This window comes from Pseudomonas sp. DVZ6 (genome assembly GCF_024259445.1).
Classification (GTDB): Bacteria; Pseudomonadota; Gammaproteobacteria; order Pseudomonadales; family Pseudomonadaceae; genus Aquipseudomonas; species Aquipseudomonas peradeniyensis.
The window spans coordinates 42,370-56,577 of sequence record NZ_JANCLM010000026.1; the positions used below are offsets into that span (position 1 = coordinate 42,370).

Genomic DNA, 14,208 nt, shown 5'->3' on the forward strand with positions numbered 1-14,208 from the left:
ATCTGCAATGATCTACCGCCCCCTCGGCCGCTCCGGCCTGCACGTCTCGGCCCTCACCCTGGGCAGCATGATGTTCGGTGAGCAGACCGGCACCGAAGACTCGCTGCGCATCATCGACAAGGCCTGGGACCAGGGCATCAATTTCGTCGACACCGCCGACGTCTACAACAGCGGCCGTTCCGAGGAGATCGTCGGCGAGGCGGTGGCGCGCAACCGCCACGACTGGATCATCGCCTCCAAGGCCGGCTACGGCCCGGTCGATGGCGTGCCGAACCGCAGCGGCCTGTCGCGCAAGCACCTGTTCAATGCCATCGAGGCCAGCCTCACGCGCCTGGGCACCGACTACCTGGACATCTACTACCTGCACCGCGAGGACCACTCGGTCCCCCTGGAAGAGACCGTGCGCGCCATCGGCGACCTGCTGGCCCAGGGCAAGATCCGCTACTGGGGCGTGTCCAACTTCCGTGGCTGGCGCATCGCCGAGATCTGCAACCTGGCGGAGAAACTCGGCGTGGCCAAGCCTGTGGTCAGCCAGCCGCTGTACAACATCGTCAACCGCCAGGCCGAACCCGAGCAACTGACCGCCGCCGCCTACCATGGCCTGGGCGTGGTGCCGTTCAGCCCGCTGGCCCGCGGCGTGCTCAGCGGCAAGTATGCGCCCGGCTCGACCCCGGACCAAGGCAGCCGCGCCGGCCGCCAGGACAAGCGCATCATGGAGGTGGAATGGCGCCAGGAGTCGCTGGCCATCGCCCAGAAGATCCATGCCTACACCGAGGCCAAGGGCGTGGGCATCGTCGAGTTCGCCATCGCCTGGGTGCTGAACAACCGCCTGGTCAGCTCGGCCATCGTCGGACCACGCACCGAGGCGCAGTGGGACACCTATGCCGGCGCGCTGGAGGTGAAGATCACGGCGGAGGACGAAGCGTTCATCGACTCGCTGGTGACACCGGGCCATGCCTCGACGCCTGGGTTCAACGACGTGGCGCACTTCGTCAGCGGGCGCCTGCCACGCTGACACCCAGGTCTAGGTCTGGGACGTAGAGCATAGAACGTGGGAGCGGGCTTGCCCCGCGATGAAGGTTGCGCAATCCCTGGCACCCGCTTCGCGGGTGTTCGCGGGGCCCGTCGCATCGGCGCACCGCCGCTCCCACACTGTCCCCAGCAGATCGACAGTTCATGTGTCCGCAAGCCCCCCCATGGCGGCCCGCCCCGATTGCTGGCATTGTTCGATTTTCCCCGCGCAAAGGACGCGCTCCCATGGCCCTGCACCTCTGGTTGACCTTCTCCTTCGCCTACCTGCTCACCTCGCTGATCCCCGGCCCCAACGTCCTGCTGACCGTGCGCAACGCCCTACGCTACGGCCCCTCCGGCATGGGCATGACCCTGTTCGGCAACCTCACCGCGCAACTGCTGACGATCACCGCCGTGGCGATGGGCGTGGGCGCCCTGCTGATCTCGCTGCCCACGGCGTTCCTGGTGCTGAAACTGGCCGGCGCCGGCTACCTGATCTACCTAGGCCTGCGCCAGTTGCTGAGTAAAGGAGGCCCCGCCGCCCCGGCGACCCAGGTGGTCGCGACCCCACCCCAGACGCAATGGCGGATCGCCGTGGAGGCCTTCCTGGTCTCGGTGAGCAATCCCAAGACCCTGGTGTTCTTCTGCGCCTTCCTGCCGCAGTTCCTCGAGCCCGGGCGGCCGATCTTCGGCCAGTTCGCGGCGATGTACCTGAGCGGCTCGCTGATCGTCTGCCTGGTGCATTCCTTCTACTGTTTCACCGCCTGGCGCTTCGGCCTGCGCCTGAAGGCTTCGCCCCTGGCCGCCTGGTTCAAGCGCGCCACCGGCGCACTGTTCATCGGCCTGGGCGTGCGCCTGCTCAACGCCCGGGCGGTGTGACGCTCACCGGCTCCCTCGCAAGGCCTGGGTGATGACGGACCAGGATGATAGGTCGATGGCCCGGCGGGTGTTGCCCTCAAGGCTGGCATTGAACAACCCGGCCGGGTCGGACAGGCGCGCGCCTTGGGCGAAGGTCAGCTTGAGCTTGTCCTGGTAGGCCTGGTGGATCTGCGCCCTGAGCCGGGCTAGGCGCGGACCACGCCAGTCGGCAAGGCTGGCGATGCGGGCGTCGATCTGCTCGCGGGCTTCGGGCATGGGCATCCTCAGGCAGGTTCTCCCCAGAACTGTAAGCGAATGCTGCCAAATAGCCCTTAAAGGGAAAATCAGAGAAACGTCCTACGCGGATTTGGGAAGCCCTGTCGACCACCCACAATCCGTTCCTCGCTAGTGTTTCAGGTCTGCGTCACCGTCGCTCTGCCTGAGGCTCTCAACGCCTTCATGCAGCAGTAACCGACGGGGGCATTCCGCAACAGCCAGGCAACGGCGAGCACTGTCTCGTTCATGGACAGCCGTATCCGAAGGACCTCTCATGCCCAATCAATCCAACTTGAGCTACCGCTTCGAGCCCCTGGCCAGCCAGGACCCGTTCGAAGTGGTCTCGTTCACCCTCGACGAAGCCCTCAGCACCCCGTTCAGGCTGGTGCTCGAACTGGTCAGCTACGAAGACAACGTCGATTTCGGCCACCTGCTCGACAAACCCGCGCTGTTCACCATCCTACGCGGCCAGCGCCCGCAGCTGCATACCTACCCTGCGCTCCGCACACTGATCGACAAAGCCGTGCATGCGCAGATCCCGCTGACCCAGACACTCGCCGAATACACCGAATCCAACTGGCGGTATGTGCTTGCAAACCTGCCTCAATCCGGAGTACGCCCATGACCCTCAGCAAGCGAATCGCCCACGTCATCGCCGAATCCGTCCTGCCCCACGACCAGTGCCAGGCCTGCGAACGCAAGGGTCTGCCCATCCTGCCCCTGCGCCGCGCCCTGGTCCCGGACCTGCGCCCGGCCTACCGCCACCCCCTGGCCGGCGGTGACCAGGTGGCCACCCGCTTGGGGCTGCGCACCCTGCGCACCGGCTACCTGTATCTCCTGCTCGACCAGCGCATCTGGTACGCCTACGAAGTCACCGACGAGGCCCACCTGCGCCGCTTCAACCCTATCGAGCCGCCACCCGCGCCACCGCGCCTGCTCGCCCGCCAGTGCCTGGGCGAAAACCACGACATCCCCTCCTCCTTCCTCACCGTCGACACCGAGGCCTTCTCCACCGCCTGGATCGCCTTCAGCAGCGACGCCTGGCCACCCAGCGTGCTCAATACCTACCGCAACGCCAAGACCCCGCCCGAGCGCTTCCAGGTGCTGGACCTCGCCCTCGCCCGCAGCGCCCCCGCCCAGCTCGGCCTGGCCATGACCCTCAGCGAGCTGCAGGTGGACCGCCAGGTCTTCGAGTACAACCAGCAACTGCCCGGCGCCTTCGACAGTGTCCATGGCTTTCACAGCCGCCTGCTGCGCCAGACCGCCACCCGCGGCTACCTGATCAACGCCATTGCCCGCCACCAGCTCGAACATGGCGTGCTCGCCCTGGTGCTCGACGACACCGTCGGCCTGGTCCAGGAGTACAACCACCAGCGCCTCAACTGGATCGCCCGGCGCCAGCAATGGCGCGAGGACCCGCTGCGCGCCTATCAGCTGCAGACCTCGCAGATCCTGCTGACCCTGCGCGCCATGCAATGGCCCTGGGCCGAACAGCAGACCCCGTCCTTCGAGCCCCACAGCGGCGATGGCCCACCGGTGTTCGTCGACCCGCAGGTCGAGCGCCAGCGCGAGGTCGAACGGCGCGCCCGCGACGGCGTCGCCCGGCTCGAGGAGCGCTACCACGAGCCCCTGCGCGCAGGCTTCCAGGCCGAGTACGAACGCCAGGAAGCCGAGTACCAGCGCTACATCGACCTGAACACCCAGGCCTACACCCAACTCTGCGACAGCAGCCTGTTCCACACCATCGAGGAACACGACTACGACGGCGACGACCGCGAGTCCGGCATCGCCTACAGCAAGACCATGGCCCTGTGCCTGGCCGGTGGCGTCACCGAAGCCCCCGACGCGGACGGCGAAGCCCGCGCCCCTGCCCTGGGCAGCAGCGCGGCGCTGTGGCAGCGCTGGCTGCAGGATCCCAACAGCCCGCCCTACCGCGCCGTGCTCCTGCGCGACCGGGCCTTGCTCGCCGCGTTGCTGCCCAGTTTTTCCACCACCGATCCCACCGACTGGGGCGACAGCGAGAAGCTCTATGGGGCGCTGAGCAAGGTCATCGCCAGTGACGATGCCGGCTTGAACCTGCGTGACACCCTGCGCCAGGCCATCGCCGAGACGCAAGGCGCGATCAATGGCGCCAGCCTGCGCCTGAAGCCCCTGCTACCGCCCGGCGTGCAGCGCGCCGTGATGCGCCTGAACAGCGCCAGCCAGTGGCTGTACAACGGCGTGCAACTGATCGAGCTGCAGGTGCAGATGAAGCTCAGCGAGTACTACGCCCTGCAGAGTGCCCACCTGCGCGAGCTGCAGCACAAGGCCAGCGCGCAGACCGCCAAGGCCCGCGAGCGCATGCTCCTGGGCCTGCGCGAATTCGATGACGGGGTGAGCGCGTCCAGGCGCTGGGTGCGGCCAGTCATCCAGCACGGGCTGCTGAGCCTGGCGGTGCTCGACCCGAAGCTGGCGCACAGCGTCATCACCGTCAGCGTCTGGGTCGAGGGCACAGCCGACGTGCTGCAGGAGCGCCTGGCCCAGGAAGCCGGTCTGCGCGTCAACCAGCTCAGCGACGCCGCGCAGATCAGCCTGGTCAACCTCTCGGTCGCCGCAGGAACCCTCGACGCCAGCGCCCGGCAACTGCTCCACGGCATGCGCATCACCGCGAAGCAGGCGGCGCAGTTGGTACGTACCAGCTTCACCGGCGTGCGCGGCGTGGCGGGCAGCTGGGAGCTCCTGCTGGCCCTGGGCGGTTTGTACCTGACCCACGACAGCCTGGCGAAGAATCTGGAAAAGGCGGAAATCGAGATCGGCGATAAATCCAGGGAAGCGGTGATGGCGTTGCATGGGTCCAAGCTGGCGATTCTTGGCGGAGGGATCGAGACGCTGGGCTTGATCATCAGGACCGGCGCCACGCAGATCAACACCAGGATCCCCATGACGCCTGCGGGGACGGCACGGATGGCCACGGCCATAGAAATGGGGCGGGCAACGGTCAGGGTAGGTGCCGTCATGGGGGCCGTGGCCGGGATTTACGATACGGCACAGGCAGTGTTTGCCTTAAGGCGAACGTCTGTAAGCGGAGATAATACCGCTATGCATGCTTATGTCTTATCGGCTATGGGATTTGGCCTGGGGACAGTGGCCTCGGTATACGCAGTATTCGTTCCTACCTTTTTGGGGCCGCTAGGAATAGCAATCATCCTTGCTGCCATCTCTTACGGTGCTAAAAAGATTGCAGAAAGCCTTGAGTCAAGCCCCTTAGAGCGCTGGGCAAGGCGTTGTTACTTCGGCAAGGCAAATGAAACCCCCGCCATCCACTGGGAGTTCCCTGAGCATGCTGATATCGCTTTTGCAGAGCTAAACGCTGCTACATTGGGCATTGAGGCAGGCCTAAAATTCGAATCCCAAAGAGCCGACCCCACGCTCACGGCTAAAATCGGATGGATTGCCCAAGCCGCCACCGAGCAAAAGCTGACATTCAAGATCCTCCTCCCCAACATTAATGCCTCCAGCTACAGCTATCACTGGTCCCTGACTGTTCATCGACATGGCGATGGGGTTCCGTCCAACTACACAAGCGGAGAAACAATCGCCTCAGGGTCCCATGAGGTTTTACACCCGCTGCCAACTTCACAGAAAAAGCCGTCGTCGCGCCCCTCTCACAAAGCTAAAGACTACAGAGTAGATACCCTCAGCCAAAAAACCAGTAAAAAATCTGTCGTACTGCACTCCGGGGGATCCACTACCACCGAGTTCATAACCGGCCATATAGAACTCACCCCAAGCCTTGGCAGGCACAGCATACAGGCTGCAACTTTTAACGTCACTTACTGGCCAGACCGAAACTCTCCCGAGGCCTACGCACACTTAGAAATCCCGGCGGTCAACGAATGACTAAAATCAATGAATATCTACCTCGCCATCCCCTAGGTTGGAAATATGATCTAGCTCTTCCCCACGAAGAGCCAACCCAACGATTAAATTCACTCCCACTACCACCCACACCAAGCAAAATAAATAACACTTATTTGGAGATCCCCAGATCAAGCGTGAGCATTAGAGGCATTGCCTCAATTGGCGGAAGTATCACCTTATCATTCGGACTTATATTATATTTATACACTACACTCAGCACAATAACAGAAATCGGCATCAGCGAAGCGAAAATCATAGCTATAGGCCTAACAATAACCACAGCCGCATACTGGGCAATGATACCGTTCGTGCGCTTAGACATAGAACTCCCACGCAACGAACCAATCCGCTTCAATCGACTCAGGCAAAAAGTTTATTTTTATGAATATCGATTTGATCGCTTCTACATATTCAGCCGAAAGAAATGGGGGGTACGACCCGTAGCCTACGATTGGAAAGACCTTATCGCCGAAGTCTGTAGTGTCTACGCTCCCATGGGCAATGGCGGACTCGTCGAGAACGTCCTTATTGCAGTCCGCAAGCCAGGCACCGACGAAATCATCGACCGTCTTTTCTTCACCCATAGCATCGAGGATGGAAAGCGATACTGGGAGATCATCAGACTTTTCATGCAACAGGGCCCAGACGCCCTTCCCACCTTTGTTCGCCCACCCCGCAATTGGGACAATGACTTCGAACTCACCCCCATTCGCCGACTGGCCCCCAGGGTGCAATGGCCTGAAGCGATAGACCGTGAGTCACGTACCGGCCCTGCCGCAGGAGAACACACGTGAAACCGGTCGTACTTTTAGGCCACCTGCACGAGTGTCCACTGCATGGCGCGGGTGTGGTGGAAACCGGCAGCGAAACCTATCAGTTCAATGGTAAACCCGTTGCCCGGATTGGGGATCGTATCAGCTGTGGGGCGCTGATCGAGACAGGGGCCGCGCACTTTCTCATCGATGGCAAGCGCGTTGCACGCCAGGGCGATCGCACCAGTCATGGCGGCACGCTTGTCGAGGGGGACTCGGGGTGGCTTCTCGACTAAGAAAACCGATCAGAGCGAAACCGTCGATCGGGCTGGCCGGTTCAAGGACAACCTGTCGGCCATTGCCACCCTTGCCCTCCCCACGTGGAGGGCAAAGGCATCTGTGCCAGAGGGTGGAACAGGCCTCACTCGCTCCGTTGCAGTACCAACGTGGCCACCCACACCAGCACCGCAAACCCACAAGCCACATAACCCAGCGCAGCCAGACCAAGCCCCTGGATCGCCGCGCCCCCCAGCGCGGCACCGGCGGCGATGCCCGCGTTGGCCGCCGACACGTTGAGGGTCCCGGCCAGGGCCTGGGCCTTGGCGCCGGCGCGCATCACCCGCACCTGGCACACCGGGAACAGCGCCGTGTAGGCGATGCCCCACAGTGCCAGGGCGCCCACCAGCAGCAGCGGGTTGCCGATCACCGGGGTGACCAGGCCCATGCCCAAGGCCAGCATCGCCAACAGCAGCAGCGTGGCCCGCAGCGGGCTGCGATCGACGATCCGTCCGGCCAGGGCGTTGCCGAGCATGCCCACCAGGCCAAAGCCCATCAGCCACCAACCGACCGCGTTGGCCGGCACGGCGGCGAGCTGCTCGAGGATCTCGGCCAGGTAGGTGTAGGCAGTGAATATAGCGGTGAACACCAGCGCCGAAAGCAGCACATGGGCGATGAAACGACGGTCCTTGAGAATCACCGTCTGCCGCTCCCCTGCGGCGCGGGCCGGAACCGCCGGCAGGGACGGCAGCCAGGCCCACATCAGCAGCGCCACCAGCAGGCACAGCCCGGCGCTTTCGCTGGCGGTGCCCCAGTACACCGGCAGGGCCAGCGCGGCGAGGAACCGCGCCAGGGCCAGTACCCAGACGTTCGGCGCCAGCGCCGACAGAGCATTGAAGGCGGCGAACAGCAGCAGGATGGAGATAAACAGCCCCCTGGCGCCGCAACCGCGGGCATCTGCCCAAGGTAAGCGCGATGGTCCAGGCCCTGGCCGAGCGGCTGGGGCCGCTGATTCAGGGCTGATCCAGACTGAACGCCAGTGCATGCCTGTATCCAGGCACAGACAAATGAAATAAAATAACATTTCATTTGAATGTTATTCCTGCCTGCGACCCGCCTCGATGACCAGCCTCCCGACCGCCCTCCCCAGCCAACGCCTGCACAGCATCGACGCCCTGCGCGGCCTGGTGATCCTGTTCATGCTGCTGGACCACGTACGCGAAACCTTCTTCCTGCACCGCCAGGTCAGCGACCCGATGACCATCGACGCGATCGACGCCACCGACCCCAGCCTGTTCGTCAGCCGCACCCTGGCGCACCTGTGCGCGCCAGTGTTCGTGCTGCTCACCGGGCTGTCGGCCTGGCTCTACGGCGGAAAGCACCAGGGCCGGGGCGATGTAGCGGCGTTCCTGTTCAAGCGCGGCCTGTTCCTGGTGCTACTGGAGCTCACCCTGGTCAACTTCGCCTGGACCTTCCAGTTGCCGCCGGGCGTGATCTACCTGCAGGTGATCTGGGCCATCGGCCTGAGCATGATCGCCCTGTCGCTGCTGGTGTGGCTGCCACGCCCGCTGCTGCTCGCCCTGGGCGCGCTGATCGTCGCCGGCCACAACCTGCTCGATGGCCTGCATTTCGCGCCACACTCGGCGCTGCATGTACCCTGGGCGATCCTGCACGAGCGCAGCTGGCTGGAGCTGTCCGACAGCCTGCGCCTGCGTACCTCCTATCCGGTGCTGCCATGGATCGGCGTGATCGCCCTGGGCTACGGGCTCGGCCCCTGGTTCAGACGCGGCAGCGACGCCGGCGAGCGCCAGCAGCGCTTGCTGCTGGGCGGTGTGATGCTGCTGCTCGGCTTTATCGTCGTGCGCCTGCTCAACGGCTACGGCGAGGCGCCGTGGGCCTTCTACCCCAGCGTCGGCCAAACGCTGATGAGCTTCTTCAACATCACCAAGTACCCGCCGTCGCTGCTGTTCCTGGCCATTACCCTGGGCGTCGGCCTGTTGCTGCTGCGCGGTTTCGAGCGGGCCGGCGAGGCCCGCTGGATCGGCCCGCTGGCGGTGTTCGGCGCAGCGCCGATGTTCTTCTACCTGCTGCACCTGTATGTGCTCAAGCTGCTGTATGTAGCCTGCGTGGCGCTGTTCGGCCTGAACCAGGGCAGCCATTTCGGCTTCGACGGCATCGGCGCGGTGTGGCTGGTCGCGGTACTGCTGGCGATCGCCCTGTACCTGCCGGTGCGCGGCTTCGCCCGGCTCAAGGCGCGGCGGCGCGACATCGCCTGGCTCAAGTACCTGTAAAAGCGTTTTCAGCCGATGGCCCGATGGTCTACCATGCCGCCCGCCGGTTTCCACACGGAATCAAAAGGGAATCCCGGGCGCGCCGAGAGCGGGCCAAAGGGAACTGCCCCCGCAACTGTAGGTGCCGAGCCTGCGCCATCGATGCCACTGGGTCTGCCGACCCGGGAAGGCCGGCGCCGGCCAGGACGCACCAGTCAGGAGACCTGCCGGCACGCATTCACCAACCGGCGGGGTGTCCGGGATGGTCATCCGCCCCTGGCCGCGTGCTTGCCGCACGACGCCTGGCGATGCCTGTCCGTGGGCCATTCCGTGTACCACCCGACAGGAGATCGCCCCACCATGCCGCACCGCCTCGCCACCCTGCTCGCCGGCCTGTCACTGGCGGGCCTGGCCCACGCCGACGCCACCCGCTACCCGCTGACCGTCGACAACTGCGGCCTGCCGCAGACCTTCGCCCAGGCCCCGCAGCGCGCGGTGACCATCGGCCAGGCCGGCACCGAGCTGCTCTATGCCCTGGGCCTGGGCGAGCGGCTGGCGGGTACTTCGCTGTGGTTCAACAACGTGCTGCCCGAGTTCAAGGCGCAGAACGACAAGGTCGAGCGCCTGGCCGACAACGAACCGGGCTTCGAGGCGGTGGTCGGCAAGCGCCCGCAGCTGGTGACGGCGCAGTTCGAATGGATGGTCGGCGCCCAGGGCGCGGTCGGCACCCGCGAACAGTTCGCGGAACTGGGCATTCCCACCTACCTGCTGCCCTCGGATTGCGAAGGCAAGGACAACCTGGTGGGCGCCGACGGTACCCGCCTGCAGCCGTTCAGGATCGACACCATCTACAAAAGCGTCAGCCAACTGGCCGAGATCTTCGACGTGCAGGATCGCGGCGAACGCCTCAATGCCGAGCTCAAGGGCCAGCTGGACCAGGCCCGGCAACGCCTGGCCGGCCAGGACCTGAGCCACACCAGCGCGCTGTTCTGGTTCTCCAGCGCCGACCTCAAGGTCGATCCTTACGTCGCCGGTCGCCAGGGCGTGGCCGACTTCATGCTGCAGACCCTCGGCGTGCGCAACGTGGTCGAATCCAGCGAAGAATGGCCGGCGGTGGGCTGGGAGACCCTGGCCAGGGCCAACCCCACCTGGCTGATCGTCGCGCGCATGGACCGCCGCCGCTACCCCGCCGACGACTACCGGAAAAAACTCGAGTTCCTGCGCAGCGACCCGGTGACCCGCAACATGGACGCGGTCAGGCAAGGCCGGATCATCGTCCTCGACGCCGACGCCATGCAGGCCGGCATCCGCCTGTTCCGTGGCCTGGAGGTGCTGTCCAGCGCCTTTGCCAGCGGTAAAGCGCCACAACCATGAGCCGCTTGCTGCCCATCAGCGCCTTCGCGCTGCTCGCCCTGTGCCTGACCATGCTCGCCGGGATCGCCATCGGCGAGACACGGATCAGCGCCGAGGTGGTCTGGCAGGTGCTGGCCAACCAGTTGTGGCAGGCCGGTCATGCGCTCGACCCGATCGACGCCGGCATCGTCTGGAACTACCGCCTGCCGCGCACCCTGGTGGCCGCCGCCTGCGGCGCGGGGCTGGCGACCTGCGGGGTGATCCTCCAGGCGCTGCTGCGCAACCCGCTGGCCGAGCCGTACCTGCTGGGCCTGTCGGCGGGCGCCTCGACCGGCGCCGTGGCGGTGGGCCTGTTCGGCCTCGGTGGCGCGGTGCTGTCGCTGTCGGCCGGCGCCTTCATTGGCGCGCTGGCCGCGTTCGCCCTGGTGCTGGTGCTGTCGCGGGCCAGCGGCAGCCGACAGGACAATGCGCAGGTGATCCTCGCCGGCATCGCCGGCTCGCAGCTATTCAACGCGCTGACGGCCTTTCTGATCACCAAGTCGGCAACCGCCGAACAGGCCCGAGGCATCCTGTTCTGGCTGCTGGGCAACCTCAGCGGCGTGCGCTGGCCAGCGGTGTGGCTGGCGCTGCCGGTGGCCGTGGTCGGGCTGGCGGTGTGCCTGTGGCACCGCCGGGCGCTGGACGCCTTCACCTTCGGCGCCGACTCGGCGGCCTCGCTGGGCGTGCCGGTGCGACGCACGCAATTGTTGCTGATCAGTTGCACGGCGCTGGTGACCGCGGTGATGGTCTCGATCGTCGGCGCCATCGGTTTCGTCGGCCTGGTCATCCCCCATGCCCTGCGCCTGTTGCTCGGCCCCGGGCACAGCCGCCTGCTGCCGGCCAGCGCGCTGGGCGGCGCGTTGTTCCTGATCGTCGCCGACATCCTCTCGCGCACCCTGATCGCCGGCCAGGTGATCCCGGTGGGCGTGGTCACCGCCTTGATCGGCGCGCCGGTGTTCGCGTTGATCCTGGTCAGCCGCCGGGGGCGTCCATGACCGTGATGACCGCCATCGCCCACGCCCCGCTTGCCTGCGAGGGCCTAAGCCTGCGCCTGGGCGACCGCGAAGTGCTGCAAGACATCGACCTGAGCGTGATGCCCGGCGAGACCCTCGGCGTGGTCGGCCCCAACGGCTCGGGCAAGTCCACCCTGCTCAAGCTGCTCGCCGGCCTGCGCACGCCCAGCAGTGGCGGCGTGCACTTGCTGGGCGAGGCGCTGGAGCGCATGCCGCGTCGGCGCGTGGCGCAAAGCCTGGCGCTGGTCGAACAGCAAGCCGACACCCTGGACGCCATCTGTGTGTATGACGCCGTGGCCCTCGGCCGCACGCCGTGGTTGTCGGCCCTGGCGCCGTTCGGCGCGGATGACCGTGCGATCGTCGAGCAGGCGCTGGCCGACGCCGATGCCGGCCACCTACGTCGGCGCCTGTGGGGCGAGCTGTCCGGCGGCGAACGCCAGCGCGTGCACATCGCCCGGGCCCTGGCCCAGCGGCCGCAGGTGCTGCTGCTGGACGAGCCGACCAATCATCTTGATATCCAGCACCAGTTGAGCCTGTTGCGGCAGGTGCAGGCGTTGCCGGTGACTACCCTGGTGGCCTTGCATGATCTGAACCAGGCGTTGACCTGTGACCGGTTGGCTGTCCTGGATCAAGGGCGGTTGGTGGCCTTGGGGAAGCCTGAAATGGTGCTGACGCCGGAGCGGTTATTGGGGACGTTTGGGGTTCAGGCTCATTACCTGGTCGATCCGTATGATGGGGCGCGGGTGCTGCGGTTTCGTGCCTGAAATGGCTGGGGGGGCTTTACAGCCCTATAAAGGTCTTTGGAGGCGGGGTTATTGATTGTATCAAGGCCACCAGGTGCTCGCCGCGCCCCTTGCAGCGCCTATGAGATCGAGCGCCGCCCGCGCGGCGCATCGCGGGACAAGCCCGCTCCTACATCTGTTTCGGGCCAATTTCTCCTGTGCCATTACCTGGTCCGCCCTGTTGGTACGACGCGGTTTCAGCGTGGGCATCACTGCCGCCCCGCACGACTTGAGGCATGAGCCAAGGCGGACAGCGATAACCTCACAGGAGTGACTGGCCCGAAACAGATGTAGGAGCGGGCTTGTCCCGCGATGCGCCGCGCGGGCGGCGCTCGATCTCATAGGCGCTGCAAAGCTCGTGGCAAGCACCTAGTAGCCCTAATGCAGTCAATAACCACCCGCGTCCAAACCTTGAAAGGACTGGCCCCAAGACCGTGGAGCACCGTGATCGCGGGGCAAGCCCGCTCCCACGTTGGTAATGCTGGTAAGGTTGCTTGCAGCGCGACAGCGCAAATGAGCAGGACACGGACTCTACCGCAGATTCGACTGTGCCGGACGCTCGCCCATCCGTTGCGCCAGCCTCAGCAGATAACCATCCGGATCCTGTACCAGAAACTGCCGCAGCCCCACTTCAATGGCGTCGGCGCGATACCAGACGTCTTCGCACGCCTGGAACAGCGGCCAGCGCTGGCGCTCGAGCCGTTCGACCAGCGGCGCGACCGCCACGACGTCGATCTGCAGGTTGATCCCCCGCCCCAAGGGTTTTTCCAGGGGCCCGGTAAGCCAGTGATCCTCGGCGTCGAACTGCTCGAGCATGACCTGCGCGCCCTGCAGGTCGAGGTAGGCAAAGCCCTGCTCAGGGCGCTGATAGGCAATCTCGAACCCCAACAACGAAACCCAGAAATCCAGACTGCGATCGAGGTCACTGACGATCAGTTCGGGCACCATCTTGTTGCGCTGCAGCATGCAATCGTCCTTGAGCGGCATGGGAAAGTGGCGCACATGATATCCCTTACTCAATCTCAAGTCGTGCGCCAAGGCGGGCAACCATGGCCCAACAGGTTCGGCACGTTGCAATAGATGTAGGAGCGGGCTTGTCCCGCGATGCGCCGCGCGGGCGGCGCTCGATCTCACAGGCGCTGCAAGGCCCTCGCCGAACACCTGTCAGCCTCCCCCCAATCCCCAACCTTCACCCCACCCTCCACCAACGCGGCCGACAAGCCCGAAACGAATGCGAACTCGGCCGCAGGGCCTGGTCGCCCTTGGCATCGAAGCAGCCCAGCAGCAAGGCCACCGTCGGCGCATCGTCAATGGCCCCGAGGGAACTGCCGCAGGTGGCACAGAACGCACGGCAGGAGCCCTCGGACGAGCGGTACAGCGCAGGCAATCCACCCTCCCCGGTCCAGGCGACCGCTGCCTTGTCGAACTCCACCCAGCACAGGGTCAGGCTGCCGGAATGTCGCTGGCACTGCCCGCACGAGCAGGTATGCGGAAAACGCGGCTCGCCGCTGGCGGAGAACCGGATACGGCCGCACAGGCAGCCACCTTTGTAGCGGGTCATGGGGTTACCTTCCTTGGCTGCCGGGATTGCCGCACAATAGCCAACCTCGCGCCTACCAGTGGTGCAAAAGTGTTACGCCGTGTGGCATGCCGATCTGCCCTGCCTGCGTCGCCTGCT

The 14,208-nt window shown here is 65.2% G+C and carries 13 protein-coding genes, 1 pseudogene and 1 riboswitch; of the genes and pseudogenes, 10 read left to right on the plus strand and 4 right to left on the minus strand.

The annotated features are described in order from the left end of the window. Window positions 1–7 precede the first annotated feature (7 nt). Together NMG10_RS16135 and NMG10_RS16140 are read left to right on the plus strand one after the other, a co-directional pair. On the plus strand, window positions 8–1,015 hold the full coding sequence (locus NMG10_RS16135; RefSeq protein WP_254464702.1) for an aldo/keto reductase: 1,008 nt from the start codon (window positions 8–10) through the stop codon (window positions 1,013–1,015). 242 nt (window positions 1,016–1,257) lie between these two features. Continuing rightward, on the plus strand, window positions 1,258–1,890 hold the full coding sequence (locus NMG10_RS16140) for a LysE family translocator (RefSeq protein ID WP_232856454.1): 633 nt from the start codon (window positions 1,258–1,260) through the stop codon (window positions 1,888–1,890). Window positions 1,891–1,893: 3 nt separating this feature from the next. Here the strand turns inward: NMG10_RS16140 and NMG10_RS16145 are convergent, their stop codons facing one another. Then, entirely contained in the window at window positions 1,894–2,145 is a 252-nt protein-coding gene (locus tag NMG10_RS16145) for a hypothetical protein (protein ID WP_337994567.1), read from the minus strand. Window positions 2,146–2,419: 274 nt separating this feature from the next. On the opposite strand from NMG10_RS16145, the pseudogene NMG10_RS16150 reads away from it, so the two are divergent. The 4 genes and pseudogenes from NMG10_RS16150 to NMG10_RS16165 all read left to right on the plus strand — a co-directional run. Then, a pseudogene (locus NMG10_RS16150) lies at window positions 2,420–2,623 on the plus strand (type VI secretion system tip protein VgrG); the annotation flags it as partial. Window positions 2,624–2,766: 143 nt separating this feature from the next. Further along, window positions 2,767–6,024 (plus strand): T6SS effector BTH_I2691 family protein, encoded by a 3,258-nt coding sequence (locus tag NMG10_RS16155; RefSeq protein WP_254464704.1) that lies wholly within the window; start codon window positions 2,767–2,769, stop codon window positions 6,022–6,024. Next, a complete protein-coding gene (locus NMG10_RS16160; protein WP_234562394.1) occupies window positions 6,021–6,839 on the plus strand; it encodes a DUF6708 domain-containing protein in 819 nt (272 codons plus the stop codon). The genes NMG10_RS16155 and NMG10_RS16160 overlap by 4 nt, the downstream gene beginning before the upstream one ends. Beyond that, on the plus strand, window positions 6,836–7,093 hold the full coding sequence (locus NMG10_RS16165; RefSeq protein WP_234562395.1) for a PAAR domain-containing protein: 258 nt from the start codon (window positions 6,836–6,838) through the stop codon (window positions 7,091–7,093). Before NMG10_RS16160 ends, NMG10_RS16165 begins: the two co-directional genes overlap by 4 nt. A 125-nt stretch (window positions 7,094–7,218) precedes the next feature. Here NMG10_RS16165 and NMG10_RS16170 read toward each other — a convergent pair whose 3' ends face one another. Continuing rightward, window positions 7,219–8,118, minus strand: coding sequence for an MFS transporter (locus NMG10_RS16170; RefSeq protein WP_254464705.1), 900 nt, complete (start codon window positions 8,116–8,118; stop codon window positions 7,219–7,221). A gap of 76 nt (window positions 8,119–8,194) precedes the next feature. Between NMG10_RS16170 and NMG10_RS16175 the strand changes: the two genes are divergently transcribed. From NMG10_RS16175 to NMG10_RS16190, 4 genes are all read left to right on the plus strand, one after another. Further along, the gene (locus NMG10_RS16175; protein ID WP_254464706.1) at window positions 8,195–9,364 is read left to right on the plus strand and encodes a DUF1624 domain-containing protein; all 1,170 of its coding nucleotides are present in this window, start codon (window positions 8,195–8,197) and stop codon (window positions 9,362–9,364) included. A gap of 27 nt (window positions 9,365–9,391) precedes the next feature. After that, window positions 9,392–9,590: riboswitch (cobalamin riboswitch) on the plus strand. Window positions 9,591–9,703: 113 nt separating this feature from the next. Next, a complete protein-coding gene (locus NMG10_RS16180; RefSeq protein WP_254464707.1) occupies window positions 9,704–10,717 on the plus strand; it encodes an ABC transporter substrate-binding protein in 1,014 nt (337 codons plus the stop codon). After that, window positions 10,714–11,730 carry an iron ABC transporter permease gene (locus NMG10_RS16185; RefSeq protein ID WP_254464708.1) on the plus strand — a complete coding sequence of 339 codons (1,017 nt, stop codon included), beginning with the start codon at window positions 10,714–10,716 and terminating at the stop codon, window positions 11,728–11,730. Before NMG10_RS16180 ends, NMG10_RS16185 begins: the two co-directional genes overlap by 4 nt. Continuing rightward, on the plus strand, window positions 11,727–12,512 hold the full coding sequence (locus NMG10_RS16190; RefSeq protein ID WP_254464709.1) for an ABC transporter ATP-binding protein: 786 nt from the start codon (window positions 11,727–11,729) through the stop codon (window positions 12,510–12,512). The genes NMG10_RS16185 and NMG10_RS16190 overlap by 4 nt, the downstream gene beginning before the upstream one ends. A gap of 549 nt (window positions 12,513–13,061) precedes the next feature. Here the strand turns inward: NMG10_RS16190 and NMG10_RS16195 are convergent. Next, window positions 13,062–13,496 (minus strand): VOC family protein, encoded by a 435-nt coding sequence (locus NMG10_RS16195; protein WP_254464710.1) that lies wholly within the window; start codon window positions 13,494–13,496, stop codon window positions 13,062–13,064. Between the two features lie 223 nt (window positions 13,497–13,719). Next, window positions 13,720–14,091: a GFA family protein gene (locus NMG10_RS16200; protein ID WP_232857425.1), complete on the minus strand. Its 372-nt coding sequence runs from the start codon at window positions 14,089–14,091 to the stop codon at window positions 13,720–13,722. Between the last annotated feature and the right edge of the window lie 117 nt (window positions 14,092–14,208).

Excerpts from the sequence above, each read along its gene's own strand:
- NMG10_RS16135 (WP_254464702.1), top strand. The coding sequence starts at position 8 with ATGATCTACCGCCCCCTCGGCCGCTCCGGCCTGCACGTCTCGGCCCTC.
- NMG10_RS16140 (WP_232856454.1), top strand. The coding sequence starts at position 1,258 with ATGGCCCTGCACCTCTGGTTGACCTTCTCCTTCGCCTACCTGCTCACC.
- NMG10_RS16145 (WP_337994567.1), bottom strand. The coding sequence starts at position 2,145 with ATGCCCGAAGCCCGCGAGCAGATCGACGCCCGCATCGCCAGCCTTGCC.
- NMG10_RS16155 (WP_254464704.1), top strand. The coding sequence starts at position 2,767 with ATGACCCTCAGCAAGCGAATCGCCCACGTCATCGCCGAATCCGTCCTG.
- NMG10_RS16160 (WP_234562394.1), top strand. The coding sequence starts at position 6,021 with ATGACTAAAATCAATGAATATCTACCTCGCCATCCCCTAGGTTGGAAA.
- NMG10_RS16170 (WP_254464705.1), bottom strand. The coding sequence starts at position 8,118 with ATGCACTGGCGTTCAGTCTGGATCAGCCCTGAATCAGCGGCCCCAGCC.
- NMG10_RS16175 (WP_254464706.1), top strand. The coding sequence starts at position 8,195 with ATGACCAGCCTCCCGACCGCCCTCCCCAGCCAACGCCTGCACAGCATC.
- NMG10_RS16180 (WP_254464707.1), top strand. The coding sequence starts at position 9,704 with ATGCCGCACCGCCTCGCCACCCTGCTCGCCGGCCTGTCACTGGCGGGC.
- NMG10_RS16185 (WP_254464708.1), top strand. The coding sequence starts at position 10,714 with ATGAGCCGCTTGCTGCCCATCAGCGCCTTCGCGCTGCTCGCCCTGTGC.
- NMG10_RS16190 (WP_254464709.1), top strand. The coding sequence starts at position 11,727 with ATGACCGTGATGACCGCCATCGCCCACGCCCCGCTTGCCTGCGAGGGC.
- NMG10_RS16195 (WP_254464710.1), bottom strand. The coding sequence starts at position 13,496 with ATGCTGCAGCGCAACAAGATGGTGCCCGAACTGATCGTCAGTGACCTC.
- NMG10_RS16200 (WP_232857425.1), bottom strand. The coding sequence starts at position 14,091 with ATGACCCGCTACAAAGGTGGCTGCCTGTGCGGCCGTATCCGGTTCTCC.